Origin of the sequence: Serratia sp. Je.1.23.a (assembly GCF_051129805.1) — a bacterium.
GTDB lineage: Bacteria > Pseudomonadota > Gammaproteobacteria > Enterobacterales > Enterobacteriaceae > Serratia > Serratia liquefaciens.
This window is the reverse complement of sequence record NZ_JBCPSR010000003.1, coordinates 278522-299038: the sequence shown is the minus strand read 5'-3', so window position 1 is coordinate 299038 and position 20517 is coordinate 278522. Positions and strand designations below refer to the sequence as shown.

Annotated in this window: 22 protein-coding genes and 1 tRNA gene; 17 read left to right on the top strand and 6 right to left on the bottom strand. The window is 54.5% G+C overall.

Annotated features, from left to right (window positions below; all coding sequences use genetic code 11):
- Nucleotides 1-325: 325 nt before the first annotated feature.
- From AAZT04_RS13650 to AAZT04_RS13640, 3 genes are all read left to right on the top strand, one after another.
- Nucleotides 326-616 (top strand): hypothetical protein, encoded by a 291-nt coding sequence (locus tag AAZT04_RS13650; protein WP_020827936.1) that lies wholly within the window; start codon nucleotides 326-328, stop codon nucleotides 614-616.
- 94 nt (nucleotides 617-710) lie between these two features.
- A complete protein-coding gene (locus tag AAZT04_RS13645; RefSeq protein WP_046373015.1) occupies nucleotides 711-1634 on the top strand; it encodes a DMT family transporter in 924 nt (307 codons plus the stop codon).
- Nucleotides 1635-1637: 3 nt separating this feature from the next.
- Nucleotides 1638-1937, top strand: coding sequence for a hypothetical protein (locus tag AAZT04_RS13640; RefSeq protein WP_020827934.1), 300 nt, complete (start codon nucleotides 1638-1640; stop codon nucleotides 1935-1937).
- Between the two features lie 28 nt (nucleotides 1938-1965).
- On the opposite strand, the gene dsdC is transcribed toward AAZT04_RS13640, so the two are convergent.
- From dsdC to AAZT04_RS13620, 4 genes are all read right to left on the bottom strand, one after another.
- Nucleotides 1966-2895: a DNA-binding transcriptional regulator DsdC gene (gene dsdC, locus AAZT04_RS13635; protein ID WP_020827933.1), complete on the bottom strand. Its 930-nt coding sequence runs from the start codon at nucleotides 2893-2895 to the stop codon at nucleotides 1966-1968.
- 248 nt (nucleotides 2896-3143) lie between these two features.
- Nucleotides 3144-3683 (bottom strand): DUF2058 domain-containing protein, encoded by a 540-nt coding sequence (locus tag AAZT04_RS13630; protein ID WP_020827932.1) that lies wholly within the window; start codon nucleotides 3681-3683, stop codon nucleotides 3144-3146.
- Between the two features lie 200 nt (nucleotides 3684-3883).
- A tRNA-Arg gene (locus AAZT04_RS13625) sits at nucleotides 3884-3958 on the bottom strand.
- 129 nt (nucleotides 3959-4087) lie between these two features.
- Nucleotides 4088-5017 carry a formate/nitrite transporter family protein gene (locus tag AAZT04_RS13620; protein WP_434680512.1) on the bottom strand — a complete coding sequence of 310 codons (930 nt, stop codon included), beginning with the start codon at nucleotides 5015-5017 and terminating at the stop codon, nucleotides 4088-4090.
- A 257-nt stretch (nucleotides 5018-5274) separates the two neighbouring features.
- Between AAZT04_RS13620 and ccmA the strand changes: the two genes are divergently transcribed.
- The 10 genes from ccmA to mlaA all read left to right on the top strand — a co-directional run bounded on the left by ccmA (nucleotide 5275) and on the right by mlaA (nucleotide 13136).
- Entirely contained in the window at nucleotides 5275-5907 is a 633-nt protein-coding gene (gene ccmA / locus AAZT04_RS13615) for a cytochrome c biogenesis heme-transporting ATPase CcmA (protein WP_129940935.1), read from the top strand.
- Complete coding sequence (ccmB, locus tag AAZT04_RS13610; protein WP_044552718.1) at nucleotides 5907-6566, top strand: heme exporter protein CcmB; 660 nt, start codon at nucleotides 5907-5909, stop codon at nucleotides 6564-6566. The genes ccmA and ccmB overlap by 1 nt, the downstream gene beginning before the upstream one ends.
- A gap of 118 nt (nucleotides 6567-6684) precedes the next feature.
- Nucleotides 6685-7422, top strand: a complete 738-nt coding sequence (locus AAZT04_RS13605) for a heme ABC transporter permease (protein WP_020827924.1) — start codon at nucleotides 6685-6687, stop codon at nucleotides 7420-7422.
- Nucleotides 7419-7655 (top strand): heme exporter protein CcmD, encoded by a 237-nt coding sequence (ccmD, locus tag AAZT04_RS13600; protein ID WP_020827923.1) that lies wholly within the window; start codon nucleotides 7419-7421, stop codon nucleotides 7653-7655. The genes AAZT04_RS13605 and ccmD overlap by 4 nt, the downstream gene beginning before the upstream one ends.
- Nucleotides 7652-8146: a cytochrome c maturation protein CcmE gene (gene ccmE / locus AAZT04_RS13595; RefSeq protein ID WP_012146100.1), complete on the top strand. Its 495-nt coding sequence runs from the start codon at nucleotides 7652-7654 to the stop codon at nucleotides 8144-8146. Before ccmD ends, ccmE begins: the two co-directional genes overlap by 4 nt.
- The gene (locus tag AAZT04_RS13590) at nucleotides 8143-10113 is read left to right on the top strand and encodes a heme lyase CcmF/NrfE family subunit (protein ID WP_020827922.1); all 1971 of its coding nucleotides are present in this window, start codon (nucleotides 8143-8145) and stop codon (nucleotides 10111-10113) included. The genes ccmE and AAZT04_RS13590 overlap by 4 nt, the downstream gene beginning before the upstream one ends.
- The gene (locus AAZT04_RS13585) at nucleotides 10110-10661 is read left to right on the top strand and encodes a DsbE family thiol:disulfide interchange protein (RefSeq protein ID WP_020827921.1); all 552 of its coding nucleotides are present in this window, start codon (nucleotides 10110-10112) and stop codon (nucleotides 10659-10661) included. Before AAZT04_RS13590 ends, AAZT04_RS13585 begins: the two co-directional genes overlap by 4 nt.
- Nucleotides 10658-11131 carry a cytochrome c-type biogenesis protein gene (locus AAZT04_RS13580; protein ID WP_020827920.1) on the top strand — a complete coding sequence of 158 codons (474 nt, stop codon included), beginning with the start codon at nucleotides 10658-10660 and terminating at the stop codon, nucleotides 11129-11131. Before AAZT04_RS13585 ends, AAZT04_RS13580 begins: the two co-directional genes overlap by 4 nt.
- Nucleotides 11131-12342 carry a c-type cytochrome biogenesis protein CcmI gene (gene ccmI / locus AAZT04_RS13575; protein ID WP_129983435.1) on the top strand — a complete coding sequence of 404 codons (1212 nt, stop codon included), beginning with the start codon at nucleotides 11131-11133 and terminating at the stop codon, nucleotides 12340-12342. Before AAZT04_RS13580 ends, ccmI begins: the two co-directional genes overlap by 1 nt.
- Nucleotides 12343-12377: 35 nt before the next feature.
- On the top strand, nucleotides 12378-13136 hold the full coding sequence (gene mlaA / locus AAZT04_RS13570) for a phospholipid-binding lipoprotein MlaA (RefSeq protein ID WP_020827918.1): 759 nt from the start codon (nucleotides 12378-12380) through the stop codon (nucleotides 13134-13136).
- A gap of 116 nt (nucleotides 13137-13252) precedes the next feature.
- On the opposite strand, the gene fadL is transcribed toward mlaA, so the two are convergent.
- Nucleotides 13253-14587 carry a long-chain fatty acid transporter FadL gene (gene fadL, locus AAZT04_RS13565; protein WP_046373020.1) on the bottom strand — a complete coding sequence of 445 codons (1335 nt, stop codon included), beginning with the start codon at nucleotides 14585-14587 and terminating at the stop codon, nucleotides 13253-13255.
- A gap of 405 nt (nucleotides 14588-14992) precedes the next feature.
- Between fadL and AAZT04_RS13560 the strand changes: the two genes are divergently transcribed.
- The 4 genes from AAZT04_RS13560 (at nucleotide 14993) to sixA (ending at nucleotide 19846) form a co-directional block, all read left to right on the top strand.
- Nucleotides 14993-15289 carry a YfcZ/YiiS family protein gene (locus AAZT04_RS13560; RefSeq protein WP_020827916.1) on the top strand — a complete coding sequence of 99 codons (297 nt, stop codon included), beginning with the start codon at nucleotides 14993-14995 and terminating at the stop codon, nucleotides 15287-15289.
- Between the two features lie 193 nt (nucleotides 15290-15482).
- On the top strand, nucleotides 15483-16793 hold the full coding sequence (fadI, locus tag AAZT04_RS13555; RefSeq protein WP_044552712.1) for an acetyl-CoA C-acyltransferase FadI: 1311 nt from the start codon (nucleotides 15483-15485) through the stop codon (nucleotides 16791-16793).
- Nucleotides 16793-18958, top strand: a complete 2166-nt coding sequence (gene fadJ / locus AAZT04_RS13550; protein WP_129940929.1) for a fatty acid oxidation complex subunit alpha FadJ — start codon at nucleotides 16793-16795, stop codon at nucleotides 18956-18958. Before fadI ends, fadJ begins: the two co-directional genes overlap by 1 nt.
- 405 nt (nucleotides 18959-19363) lie before the next feature.
- Nucleotides 19364-19846: a phosphohistidine phosphatase SixA gene (gene sixA / locus AAZT04_RS13545; protein WP_041414795.1), complete on the top strand. Its 483-nt coding sequence runs from the start codon at nucleotides 19364-19366 to the stop codon at nucleotides 19844-19846.
- Nucleotides 19847-19912: 66 nt separating this feature from the next.
- Here the strand turns inward: sixA and smrB are convergent, their stop codons facing one another.
- Nucleotides 19913-20443, bottom strand: a complete 531-nt coding sequence (gene smrB / locus AAZT04_RS13540; protein WP_041415545.1) for an endonuclease SmrB — start codon at nucleotides 20441-20443, stop codon at nucleotides 19913-19915.
- Nucleotides 20444-20517 lie beyond the last annotated feature (74 nt).

Sequence of the window (20517 nt, the reverse complement as noted above, 5' to 3'; positions counted from 1 at the left end):
GGCGTGAGTAAAGCGGAACGCATATGTAACACAATGTGCGTCACAATGAGTTACTTTTCTTGCTAATTATTTGGTTTGTTTTTAACCGGCTCGATGCTGGGGAGAGGCAAGGTGAGCGAAAAATGCTCAGCTGGAGGGCGTGGGGGAGGTCAATCTTCGGATGAATTCATCTAACACAAAGCTCTATATTTATCACTTGTCAGAGAATGGCATATACCGTGTAATTTCATCGTAACGAAATATATTTAAATGGATTTTACGCCTTGTTATTTAATACGGGTTATTTACAAGTCAGATAAAATTGATAAGGGTTGTGGAGGTTATTATGAAAGGATGTTTCATACTGTTAATCGGGCTTTTTTCAATGCCGTTAATGGCGGCTGAATCGCATGTTTGTCAGTCAAAATCTTATGATTATGCCAGTGTCGGGGAGATGCGGCTGAGTGATGATACCTTGTTTAACTGTCGCGACATTGGCCGCATGACTATTCCGGATCTCGCTAAACGAGGTTGGAAGGTCATTCATGTGGCACAACAAACTGAATATACCGGGGATACTGACAGCGACAGTGAAGTGATTAAAATGTACCAGGAAATATTGGTCTTTAAAGAATAATTTTTTCGGCTTCCCTCGATTTTATTGTATATCACCTGATTATTCGTGGTGAGGGAGGCGTGCTTTTATAACTCAGCGGTTTGCGGGAGGCTAGATGAGTGCCAGAAATAATATAGACGGCAAAGCCGGCGCCGCCATGGTGATGATATGTGCCATATGGGGGCTGCAGCAGGTGGCGATCAAGGCAGCCGAGCCGGATATTTCCGCCGTGCTGCAAATTGCCATCAGATCAGGGATTGCCGCTTTGGCAGTCTATCTCTTGGCGCGTTTTAAAGGCGAAAAGTTTTTATTCGATCCCCGCACGCTGTTAGCCGGTTTTGGCGTTGGGCTTTCGTTCGCGCTGGAGTTCTTTTTCGTTTCTGAAGGCTTGCGCTATACCAGCGCCTCGCACATGGCGGTCTTTCTGTACACGGCTCCCCTTTTTTCTGCCATAGGACTGCATTTTTTCATCAGGCACGAACGTTTGTCGGCTGTACAGTGGGCCGGTATTGCCATCGCTTTCGGCGGTGTGGTGCTTGCGATTTCCGCTATGGGCGAGAGCTCTGGGGGCGTGAATCAGCTGCGTGGGGATATTTATGGCTTATTAGCGGGCTTATCTTGGGGCGGCTCTACAATCCTTATTCGAACAACCGGTTTGGCGAATTGCTCGTCAAAACAGACGCTGCTGTTCCAACTGACGGGCGCCTGCATTGTGCTATCCCTGCTGGCGATGACCATGCAGAACGTACATTTCACGCTGAGTTCCGTGGCCTGGAGCAGTTTGGTATTTCAAACGGTTATCGTCTCATTTATCAGTTATTTAATTTGGTTCTCCCTGCTGCGTCATTACCAGGCTTCTTCGCTGGGTATTCTGACGTTTATGACGCCTATTTTTGGCATTCTGGCCGGTGTGGTGATCTTGGGAGAACCGCTGCAGATCGAGTTCGTCTTGGGTTCAGTGCTGATCGTTTTGGGGCTTATTGTCGTGAGCTGCTCATATTTGTTTTATTTTACCAGAAGGATTGCACCAAAAATATAAACTATGGACGTTGATATTCATACCTATCAGATAAACTGTGAAAGCCAATTCATTATTACCGTACAAGTGTCAAAATATGCCTGGGGTTATCCTTTGATCACCTTAAGCGATAATGGTGATTTCTTTGTGGTGAAAAATACGAAACGGGGGAAATTATCAAACCAAACTCCGGTTGAAATAATAAACTTTGCTAATAACTATGCTGTGGTGTGGGATAACAGCCGCAAGCATATTTATTATTCAAAGGCCGGACGATTGTACAGCTGTGCGCTTGAGTTTTCGTATACTCCGAAAAAATGGTGATCATTTCGATCTTTTCGCCTTTGGCCCCTCAGACCAGAGGGGTTATTTTCATCATCCATTCTTTGAATGCGATAATCTTAGGCCACTGACGCCCAGAGAGCGTCGACATAAAATAGCTGTGTTCGCAGGGCAAGATCATGTCGGTAAACGGGATAATCAGTTCGCCGCTTTTGATCCAGTCCTGCACCAGATTGAGTCGCCCCATCGCCACGCCAAGATGCTGAGTTGCCGCCAACACCGCCAGGTCCGAACGGTCGAACTCCATGCTTTTGGCGTCGGTATCCAGGCCCAAATCAAAATGCTGTGACCAGATTTGCCACTCGTCTTCACCGGAGTTGTATCTGTCATGCAATAGAGTGCAGTCTGCCAGGTTCCCAGGCGCATTATAAAGGTTATGCGTTTTGGCGTATTTCTCCGTGCAGATTGGAACCATGGACTCTCGCATAAAGATTTCGTCCAGCTGTTTATCCGAAGGTGGACGGCCAAAATACATGGCTAAATCCACGCCCCGATTGGCCAGATTGATATTTTCCTGCCCGGTGAGAATGTTTAAATGAATGGTCGGATGCAGAGCAATAAAATCGCCGATGCGGGGTATCAGCAAACACTGGACCAGAGACGGGTGAGAATAAATGGTCAGGCTGCCCGTCAGCTCGCGGTTTTTGATATCCAGGATTTCCTGTGTCAGGGCATCGAAGGAATGATTTAACGCCCATTGCATTCTCTCGCCATCCGGCGTTAGCGTAATTCTGCGGTGGAATCGTTGAAATAAAAGAAACCCCAGCTCTTTCTCCAGCAGGTTAATTCTGTGGCTTACAGCGCTGGGAGTAATAGACAGTTCTTCTGCCGCCAGTGAAAAAGATAAATGACGGGCGACGCATTCAAAAGTATGCAGACGAGAAAATTGATAGCTGGTCAGCGGATTTGCTCGTCGTGAATATTTTTTGTTGGGAAACATGCTATTACTCCATCCGGATCATTTGCCAATATTAACATTTTAACGGAGGGAACTAAAATACGATTTTAAGTTTTTTAATGCTGTAGGTGTGACCGTTTAATTTGTCAGTTTTAAGCGTGATGAAAATATTTTTTTAGCCTGTGGACACTAATCATTGATTTGCAGTAAGTGATCTTTTCGTGGTGCGGCAGGAATACGGATTTTTGATGTTAGGGCAAGAGGGAGAGTCCGTTGCCCTAAAGTTCTGATTACCACATCAAATCATCAGGGACGACAAAATCGGCGTAAGGATCTTCTTCGTCTTTGGCTTCCTGGCTGAGTTCAGCGCTCAGTACAATATAGCTTGCATCGCGCTGTGCAATTTTATTAGCCACGACCGCAGGGATAATAGCATATTCACCCTCAGGGTTATTATCACTAACCAGCCGTGCAATGGCGAGACGCCCATTAATTAACTGAGATTGAGTCAGTTTATCCACGCGTACATTTTTAATTAAATTGTTGTCTGTGAAGTTATAACTAATGTCACCATTTGAAATGACGATCCTGTTCATTTCAATCAACTGTTTTACCTGGGCTTTATATTCTTTAGATAAAGCGGCCTGCTTTTGCTGTTCACTCAGCTGTTTATCGCGCTCTATTTGCGCCTTTTTGTTGATTTCAACGGCTTCTCTTGCCTCGCGAGCCTGAACGCGTGATTTTTTCGTGGTTCTTTGTACTTTCTCCAGCTTTTTACTGCTTACTAATCCCGCTTTGAGCATCTGCTCTTGTAATGTCAGCTTTGTCATGTTCGTTTCTAAAATCGATCAAATAGTATCTGAGATTATACCTTTAATATTCGACGTTGTGCCAGATTGTGGACGAGAGGATGCATCATTCTGATAAAACGGGGTTTATTGACCAAATTTGAAGTTCGATAAATCGCTCAGGATTTGAGGGGGCGTACGTCGGGGTTGGTGGGGGAGGCAGAGGCGAGTATATAAATTTATGGTGTCCCCGACTGGAATCGAACCAGTAACTAGCCCTTAGGAGGGGCTTGTTATATCCGTTTAACTACGGGGACGCTGCGGGCCGGCAACCTAGGCTGCCGGGGCAGTATACCTTTTTTTACCCGCAGAATAAGCGCTTAGCGGTGCGTTTGCTCATTCCCTCGCCAATATGCGGTGATTTTCACGCGCTGCGCTGATCGCGATCACGGTTTTCTCGCCTTGCCGGTTTGTTTTTCCGCCGCCAGCCGCTCTGCCTTGTTTTTGTCGCTCATGTCGTTGCGGATCTGTGCATGGCTCATCAACGCAAAGATAAAGGTGCCACCAATAATGTTGCCGGCCAGCGTTGGAATAGCAAACGGGTAGATAAAATCATGCCAGGGAATGACGCCACTAAACACCAGATAAAGGATCTCTACCGATCCCACCACGATGTGGGTCAGATCGCAGATCGCCACCAGGTAGGTCATCAGTACAATCACCCAAATCTTGGCGGCCCCGGCGGAAGGGAACATCCACACCATGGTGGCGATGATCCAGCCTGCCAGAATGCCGTTGGCGAACATTTCAGACGGCGAGTTTTTCATCACTTCTTCCGAAAGGCTAACGAAGGCACTGCGGGTGTTCTCGTCGAAAATCGGCATGTGGATAAACGCCAGTGACGCCAGCCCGGTCCCCACCAGGTTCCCCAGCAGCACCACGCCCCACAGGCGAAACAGGAGCAGGAGGTTTCTCGGCGTCGGTTTTTGCATTATCGGCAGTACCGCGGTGACGGTATTTTCGGTAAACAGCTGTTGGCGGGCCATGATCACGATGATAAAGCCAAAGGTGTAGCCGATATTTTCGATAAAGAAGCGGCTGGGATCGTCCGGCAGGCGGGCGTGGAAGATGCCTTTCGCCATCAGTGAGGCCCCCATCGACAGCCCGGCGGCCACCGCTGACCACAGTAGCGCCAGCCAGTCGCGCTCCAGCTCTTTTTCGCCTTCCATGCGGATCAGCTCATGCACCGCCGCTGCACGCGAGGGCAGGTTCTCTTCCTTTACCTCAATTTCGCTCTTGCCCTGTTCATGCTCTTTGCTTTCTACTTGCAGGCTATTTTCCTGCTCTGCATCCGGGCGCTGCTGCTGATTGCTCATTATCCGTTATCTCCATCAAAGACTGTCAGGGTCATGATCATGATTAAGCGTAGTTGGCTCAGGGACGCTGTGAAAGCGATGTGGCAAATTGCAGAAAAAAGTAACAAGAGTTTAACGTTGCCGGGTTTTTCTACGCATTTTTGATCTGGGGCGCAATATTACCCCTATTGGAGTAGTTGAGTGACCGGCTGCGGGCTACGAGCCACAGATGGCTTATGCTATGATCGCTATCCCAAAGAAAAATATGAGTTCTCCCGATGCTGGAAGCTAAAAATCTGAGTTGCGTCCGTGATGAACGCACCCTGTTTAGCGCGTTAAGCTTTACGGTAAAACCGGGCGACATTATTCAGGTAGAAGGGCCGAACGGCGCGGGAAAAACCAGCCTGCTGCGCATTCTGGCGGGCCTGGCAAGACCGGAAAGCGGAGAAGTCTGCTGGCACGGGCAAAATACGTTGCGTCATCGCGAACGTTATTATCAGGATTTGTTATTCCTCGGCCATCAGCCGGGGATTAAAACCATGTTGACGCCCTTTGAGAACCTGCAGTTTTACCAGGCGGTGCGCGGTGCGCCCGATCGTCAGGCCATTTGGCAGGCGCTGGAGCAGGTCGGTCTGGTGGGTTATGAGGATTTACCGGTGGCGCAGCTTTCCGCCGGTCAACAGCGGCGTGTGGCGTTGGCGCGGTTGTGGCTCAGCAGTAGTCCGCTGTGGATCCTGGATGAGCCGCTGACGGCGATAGACAAGCAGGGTGTGGCTGAATTAATAAGCCTTTTTGAGCAACATGCTCAGCAGGGCGGCATGGTATTGTTGACCACGCATCAGGATTTGGCCGGCGCAACGCAGGCGGTAGGGAAAATAAACCTGACGGAAAACCGCGTGGAGACTCTTTAATGTTTTTGACTGTATTGCGCCGTGAGCTGAAGATTGCCTTTCGCAAAGGGTCGGAAATCGTTAATCCGTTGTGGTTTTTCCTGATCGTTATCACGCTGTTTCCGTTAGGGATTGGGCCAGAACCGCAACTGCTGGCGCGTATATCGCCGGGGATTATCTGGGTCGCGGCGCTGCTGGCGGCCCTGCTGTCGCTGGAGCGTTTGTTTCGCGATGATTTCCTCGACGGCTCGCTGGAACAACTGTTGTTATTGCCAACGCCGCTGCCGATGACGGTGTTAGGCAAAGTGTGTGCTCACTGGGTAGTAACAGGCTTACCCCTGTTGATCCTGTCGCCGCTGGTGGCGCTGCTGCTGTCATTGGACACTCACACCTGGCTGGCGGTGGCGTTTACGCTGTTGCTGGGTACGCCGACGCTGAGCCTGATTGGCGCTATCGGCGTGGCGCTGACCGTCGGGTTACGCAAGGGGGGCGTGCTGCTGAGCCTGCTGGTGCTGCCGCTGTATATCCCGGTGCTGATATTTTCCACCGCCGCCATCGACGCCGCCTCTATGGGCATGCCGATAGACGGTTACCTGGCGATACTGGGCGCGATGCTGGCGGGAAGCATAACGCTGGCGCCTTTCGCCACCGCAGCGGCGCTGCGAGTGAGCGTGCACTAGCTAACTTATTGAAACGCGGGTTAACGCCACCAAGAGCGTGTTCCACCGCACAAGCAATTTTCGTCGCCCCGGTAAACGGGGCGGCCACCGTATAAATTTACCGTGAGCAATGACGACAATGTGGAAATGGTTACATCAGTTTGCCCAGCCTGAACGGCTGTATCACGTCTGTGGCCGCTTTATCCCCTGGCTGGGACTGGCCGGAGCGGCTTGCCTGTTGCTGGGCTGGGTCTGGGGATTCGGTTTCGCACCCAAGGATTACCAGCAGGGCGATAGCTTCCGCATCATGTATATCCATGTGCCGGCGGCGATGTGGTCGATGGGGATCTATGGCTCAATGGCGGTAGCGGCGTTTATCGGCCTGGTGTGGCAGATGAAAATGTCCGATACCGTGGTGGCGGCGATGGCACCGGTCGGCGCGGTGTTTACCTTTATTGCGCTGGTCACCGGCTCCGCCTGGGGCAAGCCGATGTGGGGCACCTGGTGGGTGTGGGATGCCCGCCTGACGTCTGAACTGGTGTTGCTGTTTCTTTATATTGGCATTATTGCGCTGTACAACGCCTTTGAGGACCGCCGCCTGGCGGGCCGCGCCGCCGGCATTCTGGTGCTGGTCGGGGTGGTGAACATCCCGATCATTCACTTCTCGGTCGAATGGTGGAACACGCTGCATCAGGGTTCCACCAATATGCAACAGAGCATCGCGCCAAGCATGCGCACCCCGCTGCGTTGGGCAATACTCGGTTACCTGCTGTTTTTCATCACTCTCACCTTGCTGCGCTTGCGCAATCTGATTTTGTCTCAGGAACGCCAGCGCCCTTGGGTGGCAGGGCTGGTTAACAAGGAGCGTCAACCATGAATGCAGCCTTTACTTCCTGGCAGGCGTTTTTCGCCATGGGCGGCTATGCCTTCTACGTTTGGTTGGCGGTAGCCGTAACCCTGCTCTCGTTGCTGGGGCTGGTGGCCCACACTTTCTGGCAGCGCCGGCAATTGCTGGATGAGATTGGACGCCGTCAGGCACGCGAAAGACGTATTCGTCATTCGCAGCAGTCGAAACAAAAAACCGCTAACCCGCGGGAGAAATCATTGTGAATCCTCGTCGTAAAAGTCGCCTGTATTTGGCGATCGTAGTGCTGATCGGCGTTGCGCTGACCGCGACCCTGATGCTGTATGCGCTGCGCTCCAACATCGATCTGTTTTATACCCCAAGCGAAATTCTGCAGGGCAAGGGCGAAAATCATGAGAAGCCGGAGGTGGGCCAACGCCTGCGCATCGGTGGCATGGTGATGCCGGGTTCGGTAAAGCGCGATCAGAAAACGCTGCAGGTCAGTTTCAAAGTTTATGATGCACGCGGTGCAATCGACGTCACTTACACCGGCATTCTGCCGGATCTATTCCGTGAGGGGCAGGGCGTTGTGGCACAGGGCGTGCTGGGCGAAGGCAACGTGGTGAATGCGCGTGAAGTGCTGGCGAAACACGATGAAAAATACACGCCGCCGGAAGTGGCCGACGCGATGAAAGAAAACCATAAGGGACCGGCTTCGGCCTACGCCACCCCGCAGAACGAGGGCGCTAAATCATGATGCCGGAAACGGGAAGTTTTCTGCTATGCCTTGCGCTGGCGATTTCGCTGCTGCTGAGCATTTACCCACAGTGGGGCGCGGCGCGTCAGGACCGTCGCATGATGGCGGTGGCGCGCCCACTGACCTACGGCATGTTTGCCGCTATCGCCCTGGCGTTCATCTGTCTGGTGCACGCCTTTGTCGTTAATGATTTTACCGTGGCCTATGTGGCCGCCAACTCCAATACTCAACTGCCGGTGTATTATCGCATTGCCGCCACCTGGGGCGCCCACGAGGGATCGCTGCTGCTGTGGGTGCTGTTGCTGAGCTGCTGGTCGCTGGCGGTGGCGCTGTGCAGCCGTTCGATGCCGCAAGATGCCGTGGCGCGCGTATTGTCGGTGATGGGCATGATCACGGCAGGTTTCCTGCTGTTTATCATCATGACCTCCAACCCCTTCACCCGTACGCTGCCGAACTTCCCGATCGACGGTAGCGACCTTAACCCGCTGCTGCAGGATATCGGCCTGATTTTCCATCCGCCGCTGCTGTATATGGGGTATGTCGGTTTCTCGGTGGCCTTTGCTTTCGCCATCGCTTCACTGATGGCCGGTCGCCTGGATACGGCCTGGGCACGCTGGTCGCGCCCTTGGACCACGGCCGCCTGGGTGTTCCTCACCATGGGCATCGTGCTGGGCTCCGCCTGGGCCTATTATGAACTGGGCTGGGGCGGCTGGTGGTTCTGGGATCCGGTCGAGAACGCTTCATTTATGCCGTGGCTGGCCGGTACCGCGCTGATGCACTCGTTGGCGGTGACCGAAAAACGCGGCACTTTCAAAGCCTGGACGGTATTGCTGGCGATTACCGCCTTCTCATTGTGCCTGCTGGGCACCTTCCTGGTGCGCTCCGGGGTGCTGGTTTCAGTGCACTCCTTTGCTTCCGACCCGGCACGCGGCATGTTTATCCTTGCTTATCTGGTGATCGTGATAGGCGGTTCTCTGCTGCTGTATGCGGTCAAGGGCGGGCAAGTGCGCAGCCGGGTGCAGCACGAAACCTTCTCGCGTGAAACCTTCTTGCTGGGCAATAACGTACTGCTGATCGCTGCCATGCTGGTGGTGCTGTTGGGGACGCTGCTGCCGCTGGTGCATAAGCAGTTGGGCCTGGGCAGCATTTCTATCGGCGAACCGTTCTTCAATACCATGTTCACCTGGCTGATGGCACCGATGGCGTTACTGATGGGGATTGGCCCGTTGGTGCGCTGGCGCCGCGACGAGCCGACCAAGCTGTGGCGTCGCCTGAGCGTGGCGCTGGTGATTACGCTGGTGCTGTCGATCCTGCTGCCGTGGCTGTTGCAAGACAGCATCGCCGGCATGACGGTGGTGGGGCTGATCATGGCCGTTTGGGTCATAATCCTGACGCTGATGGAGCTGCACGAACGTGCAACGCATCGCCACGGTTTCTGGCGTGGGCTGAGCCATCTCTCCCGCAGCCACTGGGGGATGGTGCTGGGCCACCTTGGCGTGGCGGTAACGGTAATCGGCATTGCCTTCAGCCAAAACTACAGTGTGGAACGTGATGTCCGCATGAAAGCCGGCGACAGCGTGGATATCCATAACTATCACTTTGTGTTCCGTGACGTGCACGATATTCGTGGGCCGAACTACAGCGGCGGCGTCGGCATTATTGATGTCACGCGCAACGGCAAACCGGAAGCGACGTTGCACGCGGAAAAACGCTATTACAGCGTGGCGCGCAGCATGATGACCGAAGCGGCGATTGACGGCGGCTTCAGCCGCGACCTGTACGCCGCGCTGGGCGAAGAGCTAGACGACGGCTCTTGGGCAGTGCGGTTGTACTACAAACCTTTCGTACGCTGGATCTGGTTCGGCGGGGTGTTTATGGCGCTGGGCGGTATCCTGTGCATTCTCGACCCGCGCTATCGGATGAGCAAAAAACTCAAGCGTGAAGGCAAGCTGGAGGAGCAGGCATGAACCGTAAACTGCTGTTTATCCCATTAATCCTGTTCCTGCTGCTGGTGGCGGCGTTTATGGTGCAGCTGACGCGCAACGCCGGTGGCGAAGACCCGACCATGCTGGAATCGGCGTTGATCGGCAAGCCGGTGCCGGCTTTCAAGCTGGAATCCCTCGACCAGCCTGGCAAGACTTACGACCAGGCGGTGCTGCGCAATGGCAAACCCATGCTGCTGAACGTCTGGGCGACCTGGTGCCCAACGTGTCGCGCCGAACATCAATACCTCAATACGCTGGCCGCGCGCGGTATCCGCGTGGTGGGGCTGAACTATAAAGACGATCGCGGCAAAGCGGTGACCTGGCTGAACTCGCTGGGCAACCCGTACGCGCTCAGCCTGTACGACGGCGACGGCATGCTGGGGTTGGATTTGGGCGTGTACGGCGCACCGGAAACCTTCCTGATCGATGGGCAGGGCATTATCCGCTACCGCCACGCCGGAGACATGAACGAGCGCGTTTGGCAGCAGGAAGTGCTGCCGCTGTACAAAAAATATGGGGGTGAGGCATGAGGCTGCTGACCCTGATATTTGCCGCGTTACTGAGTTGGAGCGCCGCGGCGGCTATCGACACTTATCGGTTCAATTCGGTCGAGCAGGAACAGCAATACCGGGAGCTGACCGAACAGCTGCGCTGCCCGAAATGCCAGAACAACAGCATCGCCGATTCCAACGCCATCATAGCGGCCGATATGCGTACCAAGGTGTACGAGTTGATGATGCAGGGGCAGAACAAGCAGCAGATTATCGACTATATGGTGGCGCGCTACGGTAATTTCGTCACCTACGAACCGCCGGTGACCCCGGCGACGCTGATCCTGTGGGTAGGCCCGTTGCTGTTTGTGTTGATCGGCGGTGCGGTAGTGATACTGCGCACTCGCCACCGTCGTACCGGTGCCGTTAACGCTAACGATGAATTCTCCGAACAGGAGCAACAGCGTCTGGCGGCGCTGCTGAAAGAGACTGACAGGAAGAAACCCTAATGGCTTTTTGGCTGATTATTATTGTCCTGCTGGTGGGCGCTGCGGCGTTGCTGGTGGTACCGGCGATGCGCCACAGCGGTAAAAGCACCGCGGCGAGCCGCGATACGCTGAACAAGGCGTTTTATCAGGATCGTCTGCATGAGCTGGAGCAGGACGAACAGCAGGGCGTGGTTGCTGAGCGCCCTGAACTGGTGAAAGAGCTGCAGCAAAACCTGCTCAATGACATCCCCGGCCAGCAGGATACGCAGGAGAAACCCATTAACCGCTGGGCATTGGTGCCTGGGGTTGCCTTGCTGGTGGTGGTCACCCTTGGCTTTTATCTGAAAACCGGTGGGTTGGCGCAGGTATTGGACTGGCAACAGGTCGAGGCGCAAATGCCGGATCTGCGCGCGCGCGTCGCTAATGAGCGCGCCAAACCGTTGAGCATGGAAGAGATTGCTCGCCTCGGGCTGGGCCTGCGTACCGCGTTGCAGCAGGACGATCGCAATATCAACGACTGGATGATGCTGGGTCGCGTGGGGATGGCGCTGAATAACGCCACCACCGCCACTCAGGCATTTGCTCATGCTTATCAACTTGATCCGAATAGTCTGGAAGTCCGCCTCGGCTACGCGGAAGTCTTGACGAGATCCAACGATCCGGAGGATAACAAGCAGGCCACTCAGATGCTGCGCAAGATGATCGCCGAAGATCACACCAATATGCGCGTGCTGAGCCTGTTGGCGTTCAACGCCTTCGAACAGGGGGATTTCAAGCAGGCGATTGGCGCTTGGCAGGTTATGCTGAAGCTGTTGCCAGCCAATGATCAACGCGCCGAAGTGATAAAGCGCAGCATTGAACAAGCAAAAACACAGGCGGGCGAAGAAACTGTTAAACTTGGCATTAACGTGACGTTATCGCCACAGGCGACGAACGCTTTGCCGCAGCAGGGGACGCTGGTAATTTCAGTGACCGATGGCACCAATCCAGTGCCGGTTGCGGTAAAACAACTGCCCTTAAGCCGTTTCCCTCTGTCATTTTCTCTGGATGACAGCAACGCCATGATGCCTGAACGCCTGCTTTCGGCTCAGCATCAGGTCAAGGTGCGGGTGCGAATTTCTCAGGATGGTCTGGCCACGCCACAGGCGGGTGATTGGTTCGGCGAGAGTGCGCTGCAGAATTTCAGCGGTAAAGAGCAGATTGACGTTCAGATAAACAAACAGGTCCCTTAAATAAAAAGACCGAACGTGTTTTTATGGAGAAAAATATGAACTTTCGCCTGACTGGGCTGGCTTTCACAACGGTATTATTGGTGGGCTGTGCCAGCGCGCCACAAGATGAACCACAAGGGCGATCCGATCCTCTGGAAGGATTTAACCGGACGATGTTCAACTTCAACTATAACGTCCTGGATCCGTATGTACTTCGCCCGGTGGCCGTGGCCTGGCGCAACTACTTGCCCATGCCGGCGCGTAATGGGATAAGCAACTTTACGTCTAACCTGGAAGAACCGGCCAGCATGGTCAACTCCTTCCTGAAAGGCGACCCCTATAAGGGGATGATCCACTTTAACCGTTTCTTCCTCAACACCCTTCTGGGGATGGGTGGTCTGATCGACGTGGCCGGGATGGCTAACCCGAAACTGGCTCGCGAAGAGCCTAACCGTTTCGGCAGCACCCTGGGGCATTATGGCGTCGGCTACGGTCCTTATGTGATGTTGCCGGGCTACGGCAGTTTCACCCTGCGTGAAGAGGGCGGTGACTGGGCGGATACGGTCTATCCGGTGCTGAGCTACCTGACCTTCTGGATGTCGGCGGGCAAATGGGTGGTTGAAGGGATTGAAACCCGTGCCGAGCTGTTGGATTCCGACGGCCTGCTGCGCAACTCTTCCGATCCGTACCTGATGGTGCGCGAAGCCTACTTCCAGCGTAACGACTTCCTGGCGAACGGCGGCTCGCTGAAACCTGAGATCAACCCGAACGCTCAGGCGATCCAGGGCGATCTGGACGAGATCGACTCGCAGTAATCTCGCTTGGCGAAGAGAAAGAACCCGCTTTGATGGCGGGTTTTTTTATGCTTTGAGATCGGCGGGCAAAAAAAAGCGCCCTAAGAAGGGCGCTCCTGACTTCGTCATCGAAAAGATTAGAAGCGGTAGTTGAAGTTGGCGCCGTACAGCCAGGCCTTGCCCACGGATTCGAAGGTATATGGACCTTCTTTGATGGTGACTTTCTGGCCGTGCATGTAGGAAACACCGACGTCAACAGAGGCGTCTTTGTTGAATGCGTAGCTGGTACCTGCGCTCAACCAGAAGCGGTCCTGATCCGGGATAGAGATAGAACGGTTCTGGGCCGGCACCGGGCTGTCATCGAAGGCGATACCGGTACGGAAGGTCCAGTTATCGTCGTAGAAGTAGGTAGTACCCAGTGCGATGCGGTAAGCGTCTTTAAAGCCTTCGTGCTTCTCAAACAGCGTTTGACCGTTGTTGCCGGTAGCTTTCAGCTCCTGGAACTGGCTCCAGCTGGTGTAAGCCAGGCTGTAGTGGATAGCCCACTGCGGTGCAACCTTGTTGTAACCCGATATTTCCCACATTTCCGGCAGGTTCAGATCCAGAGAGCCTGGGATGGTGCTGCCGTTGGTGCCATAAGGCAGGCCGGCAGGAACGAGCAGTGGGTTATAAGCCGACGGTAGGCTGCTTTTGTAGTCGCCGTCAAATTTGACTTTCACTTCGGAACGGTAAGTGAAGCCGTAACGGTTGTTTTCGTCCACTTCGTACAGAATACCGGCGTTCCAGCCAAAGCCCCATTCGTCACCTTTCAGGTGCGAAATCTGGGTATCTGCCGGGATGCCGCCGATTTGCTGTGCCTGCTGCGGCGTAAGCTTTCCACTCTGCATACCCTGTGCTGCGAGCAGCTTCGGCAATTCACCGGCATAACGCTCAAGCTTGGCTTTGGCGTAAACCGCGTCAAAGCCCAGGCCGAAGCTGAATTGTTGGTTCAGACGGTAGGCACCGCTCAGGTTCAGGTTGACGGTGGTCAGGTCAGTTTTACCGCCGTAAGCCCCGGCGGTATAACCGTCGTTGAATTCTGTCGCCAGGCCGTAGTTGCTGGTGACCGAGCCGCCTACGGCAAACTGATCGTTAATCGGTTGAACATAATGCAGGTTTGGCACCCAGGCGGTAGGGGCGATGTTCTTGGAGTCGAGGCTGGCACCGGAAGGTGACTTGCCGGAGATGTCTACATCCGGATCGATAAACACCGCACCTAGGGAGAGTTCCGGGCGGGTGTACATCATCAGCAGGGCCGGGTTGCGGCTGGCGGAAGCTGCAGTATCCGCCATGGCGCCCTCGCCAGAATACGAACGTCCTAAACCAGCTGATGAAAACTCATTCAGCTGGAATCCTGCGGCAGACACGTTTGAAGAAATAATTGCCACTGCAGCTGCGAGAGCTGATTTAGTAAATAGGTTTTTCTGGCTCATGACCAAAACCTCATTATGTGTTTATTATTTAAACTATGTTACTTAAAGTAACAAGGAGCGCGGGATTGTAGGGTCCGTTATCATTCAGACAAATCAGACCAGTGGCTGAATTATAGGTCCGACCTGTGAAAATGTTGCAACAATGTTTTTGAGATATTTCCAAATTGATATCAAAAAGGAGATCTGCATAACAAAAAACCAGCGATGCATAACAATATTCTTACCATTCCTTAGCAGACGTCGATTTTCATTTGTGATTTCCATCACTTAAAACACCTATAAAAAGTAAGTGCTAGTGATCGGTTTCATCGCAGAGTAAAATAAACGCAGAATCTTGTGTCTTTGCGCCAGTAGCTAAATGGCAATTTGGACTCGCGTAACGGCGGTCCCTGAGGAGAATGAATCATGTCCAATCCAATTAATAAATGTAGTGCCCAGGAAACTGCCGCCTGTTGCTGTGTTGATGTCGGTACCGTGATGGACAATACCGATTGCACCGCCTCCTACAGCCAGGTGTTTGCCAATCAGCAGGATGCAGAAAAAATGTTGGCCACGCTGACCGAAAAAGCCCGCGGTGTGGAATCCGACCCTTGCGACATCAGCAGTAGCATTAAACCGGTTGACGGTGGCGTGGAACTGGTGGCTGATTTCACCTTCGCCTGCCAGGCAGAAACCCTGATTTTCCAGCTCGGCCTGCGTTAATCACGGCTTTAAAACGGTGCGGGGTCATCCCGCGCCGCTCGCTTCCACCTCAATCCCCCTCTAGAAAGTTGCTCCTGCTCTCAGTTTTCACTTCTGCCGGTTTGCCAAATGTAAACATTTGGTTAACAATGACCCCATCAGGTCAGACCTCTTCTTGACCGTTGCGCTGGCGTTATTTTCTTCAGGAGCGTTTATGAGTAAGGCACTGCCGTTGGTGACCCGTCACGGTGACCGTATTGCGATTGTAAATGGACTGCGGACCCCCTTTGCCAAACAGGCGACCGCTTATCACGGCATTCCGGCGGTGGATCTGGGGAAAACGGCGGTAAGTGAACTGTTAGCCCGCAGCGGTATCGATCCGGCGCTGATTGAACAACTGGTGTTCGGCCAGGTGGTGCAAATGCCTGAGGCGCCGAATATTGCGCGTGAAATCGTGCTCGGTACCGGCATGAGCGTGCATACCGATGCTTATAGCGTGTCGCGTGCCTGCGCTACCAGCTTCCAGGCGATTGCCAACGTGGCGGAAAGCATCATGGCAGGCAGCATCAGTATCGGCATCGCCGGTGGTGCTGACTCTTCTTCCGTTCTGCCTATCGGCGTCAGTAAAGCGCTGGCGCGCACGCTGGTGGACGTCAACAAAGCCCGTACCCTGTCGCAGCGTCTCAAGCTGTTTAGCCGACTGAAGTTCCGTGACCTGATGCCGGTGCCGCCGGCAGTGGCGGAATATTCCACCGGGTTGCGCATGGGTGATACCGCAGAGCAAATGGCGAAAAGCCACGGCATCACCCGGGAAGAGCAGGATGCGCTGGCGCACCGCTCTCACCAACTGGCTGCCAAAGCCTGGGAGCAGGGGCTGCTGCGCGACGAGGTGATGACGGCCTATGTGCCGCCATACCGTACGCAAATCACCGAAGACAACAACGTCCGCAAAGATTCCAGCCTGGCGTCCTACGCAAAGCTGAAACCGGCATTCGATCGCAAGCACGGTAGCGTTACCGCAGCCAACAGTACGCCGTTGACCGACGGCGCGGCAGCGGTGCTGATGATGAGTGAGTCGCGAGCGAAAGAGTTGGGGTTGCAACCGCTGGGTTACCTGCGCAGCTTTGCCTTCTCCGCCATCGATGTGTGGGAAGATATGCTGCTCGGGCCGTCTTACGCTACGCCGCTGGCGCTGGATCGCGCCGGAATCGGCCTGGCCGACCTGACCCTCATCGACATGCATGAAGCCTTTGCCGCCCAAACCCTTGCGAACCTGAAAATGTTTGCCAGCGACGAATTTGCTCAGAAAAAGTTGGGTCGCAGCCGGGCGATTGGCGAAGTGGACATGGAAAAATTCAACGTATTGGGTGGCTCAATTGCTTATGGTCACCCATTTGCCGCTACCGGCGCGCGCATGATCACCCAAACGTTGCACGAGCTGAAGCGTCGTGGCGGCGGACTGGGGCTGACGACCGCCTGCGCAGCTGGAGGGTTAGGGGCCGCAATGATCGTAGAGGTGGAATAATGAGCTTTGAAAACGCATTGCATGAACAGCGGGCCAAACCCTCGGCCTTTCAACTGACCCTTCGTCCGGACAACATTGGTGTGATCACCATCGATGTTCCGGGGGAGAAGGTAAACACCCTGAAGGCCGAGTTTGTCGAGCAGGTCAACGACGTACTGATCCGCGCGCAGCAGCATCCGGCGCTGGAAGGGCTGGTGATTATCTCCGGCAAGCCGGATTCGTTTATTGCCGGGGCGGATATCAGCATGATTGCCGCCTGTACCACTGCCAAAGAGGCCGAAGCGCTGGCGAAAAAAGGCCAAAGTACGCTGGCACAGATTGCCGCATTCCAGGTCCCTGTGGTGGCGGCTATTCACGGCGCCTGCTTAGGCGGTGGGCTGGAGCTGGCGCTGGCGTGCCACAGCCGCGTTTGTTCTCTGGATGACAAAACCGCACTCGGCCTGCCGGAAGTGCAGCTTGGTTTGCTGCCGGGTTCCGGCGGCACCCAGCGTTTGCCGCGGTTGATTGGTGCCAGCAAGGCGTTGGACATGATCCTGACCGGCAAACACATTCGGGCGCGTCAGGCGTTGCGCATGGGGTTGGTGGACGATGCCGTGCCCCAGTCAATTTTATTGCAGGCTGCCGTCGAACGGGTCAAGCAAGGCTGGCAGAGCCGGCGCGAATTGCCGTGGCAGGAGCGTTTGCTCAACGGCCCGTTAGGTAAAAGCCTGCTGTTCAGCATTGTGCGCAAGAAAACGCTGGAGAAAACGCACGGCAATTATCCTGCCGCAGAACGCATTATTCAGGTGGTGCGTACCGGTCTGGATCACGGCAGCGCCAGCGGTTATGAGGCCGAGGCGCGGGCGTTTGGCGAATTGGCCATGACCCCGCAGTCCGCCGCGTTGCGAAGCCTGTTCTTTTCCTCTACCTCCTTGAAGAAAGAACGCGGTGGTAATGCACAACCTCATGAACTGCACCGTATCGGCATTCTGGGTGGCGGCCTGATGGGCGGCGGTATCGCCTGTGTGACCGCCACGCGGGGTGGTTTGCCAGTGCGGATTAAAGACGTTAACGAAACGGGCATTAACCACGCGTTAAAATACAGTTGGGACGTGCTCGGCAAGCGGGTACGCAGTAAACGCATGCGCCCGGCGGAACGGCAAAAACAGATGATGCTGATCTCCGGTTCGACCGATTATACCGGTTTTGAACGGGTGGACGTGGTGATTGAGGCGGTGTTCGAAGACCTGCCGCTGAAGCAGCAGATGGTGGCCGAGATAGAACAGCACGCGGCGCCGCACACCATCTTTGCCTCCAATACCTCATCGCTGCCGATTGGCCAGATTGCCGCCAAGGCGCATCGCCCTGAGCAAGTGATCGGCCTGCATTATTTCAGCCCGGTGGATAAAATGCCGTTGGTTGAGGTGATCCCGCACGCTACCACCAGCGAAGAAACCATTGCCACCACCGTAGCGCTGGCGCACAAGCAGGGCAAGACGGCGATCGTGGTGGCCGACCGCGCCGGTTTCTACGTTAACCGTATTCTGGCTCCTTATATAAATGAAGCGACTCGTTGCCTGCTGGAAGGTGAGCCGATCGAAGCGTTGGACAAGGCGCTGGTGGATTTCGGTTTCCCGGTTGGGCCGATAACTCTGCTGGATGAAGTGGGCATCGACGTCGGTACCAAGATTATCCCGGTGCTGGTAGAGCAGTTAGGGCCGCGCTTTGCCGCTCCAGCCGCCTTCGAGGCGGTGTTGAAAGACGGACGCAAAGGGCGCAAAAACGGCCGTGGTTTTTATCTCTACCCCAGTGAAGGCCAGCAGCGTCAGCGGAGCAAGCGCGCCGATACCTCGGTCTATCTTTTGCTGGGCATCACGCCGAAGTCGCATTTACAACCGGCCGTCATCGCTCAGCGTTGCGTAATGATGATGCTCAATGAAGCCGCACGTTGTCTGGATGAAGGCGTGATCCGCAGCGCGCGCGACGGCGATATCGGCGCGGTGTTCGGTATTGGTTTTCCGCCGTTCCTCGGCGGGCCTTTCCGCTATATGGATCAGTTGGGGGCCGATAAGGTGGTTAAAACGCTGGAGTACCTGCAGCGGCAGCACGGTGAATATTTTGCGCCTTGCGAACGCCTGCAGCGCATGGCTCAGCAGGGTGAACGCTTCTATCCGCAGGGGACCTGAGCGGCGCGGCGACGTGATTTGTACTAGAGTAGGATCAAGGTTGCATGTGATCACTATCACTCCTTGCAATACCGGTATTCCCTGACCCTATACAGGGAGATAGGGACGAGGTAACGTAGCCTGATGGCGGTGAAAGGCTGGCCGCCATCAATAAAATTCATGATGAGAAGGTTAAAATTTAACCCGTTGAATTGGTTGTTATGTGAGCGCTGAATTCCCGTTAAGGCGCCATTGATGTAAAAAACAGCATTTTCTTTACGTGAACTTTCAGGCAAAATGCCCGGCCGCCATAAAGAGACGGCGCGTTATCGTTTCAAAGCGTTTGCTTTGGGGTTGTAAAACTCGGCGATACAGCACGCTCGGCGTTTCTGTATAGCGTTATTTTGTCAACAACAGCGGTGCAATATGCAAGTTTTGATTATGCGTCACGGAGAGGCGGCACTTGATGCGGCCAGCGATTCGGTAAGACCTCTTACTGTTTGTGGCCGTGATGAGTCACGTCAGATGGCGGCCTGGTTAAATACCAAGTCTGTGGATATTGAACGCGTGCTGGTCAGCCCGTACCTGCGGGCAGAGCAGACGCTGGCTACGGTTCGCGAGGCCTTGACCCTGCCGGCAAGCGAAGAAGTGCTGCCTGAGCTGACGCCGGGCGGAGATGCCAGCCTGGTCGGCAGCTACCTGCAGGCGCTGGCGCAGCAGGGGGTTCACGCGGTGCTGATCGTCTCCCACTTACCGCTGGTGGGTTACCTGGTGGCGGAACTCTGTCCGGGCGAATGCCCGCCGATGTTCGCGACCTCGGCAATTGCCAATGTCGATTTGGCCGCCGACGGCAGCTACGGTAAATTTGAGTGGCAGGTGAGTCCATCGCAGGTGATGGCTAAAGTATAAGGCACCCCAGGGCGGGGCCAAAACGAAAGGGCGATGTCAAACATCGCCCTTTGTCATTTCTGCCGTTCACTCAGCCAGTTCGACCAGCAGTAAAATCGCCGCGCTGCCGCCCCATTCTTTGGGCGCCTGGTGAAACACCAGCACGTCTGGGTGCTGCGCCAACCATAGCGGCGTCTGCTGTTTGAGAATGTGCTTGCCGTGACCGTGCATCACGCAGGCGCAGTGCACGTGTTCGCGCTTGCAGGCGGCGATCAGCGCCCCCAGCTCTTGCTTGGCCTGCATCTGGGTCAGGCCATGAAGATCGAGAAACAGCTCCGGTGAATAATCGCCACGGCGCAGCTTTTTCAGTTCAAAGGCACTGTAACCGGGGCGCACATAGCGCGTCGGGCCTTCCTCTTCCAACTGTGGCTGGTATTCATCCGAGAAATAATAACTGGCGTCTACCTGTTCCTGAAGCAGGCGCTGTGGAGCAATTTTCTTGGTGACAGGCTTGGGTTTACGGTGGACGATGGTGTCCTGACGCAGCTTTTTTGCGTCTACTACCGACTCTCTGAAGAGCTGCAATTCATCTTTGCTCAGAGGGTGCTTGTTCTTCATTTGGAATTCACCGGAAATCATTTATCGCGATAGTTTACCTTGTCGCGGGTCTCTGTCGACGCAAAATTCACGCC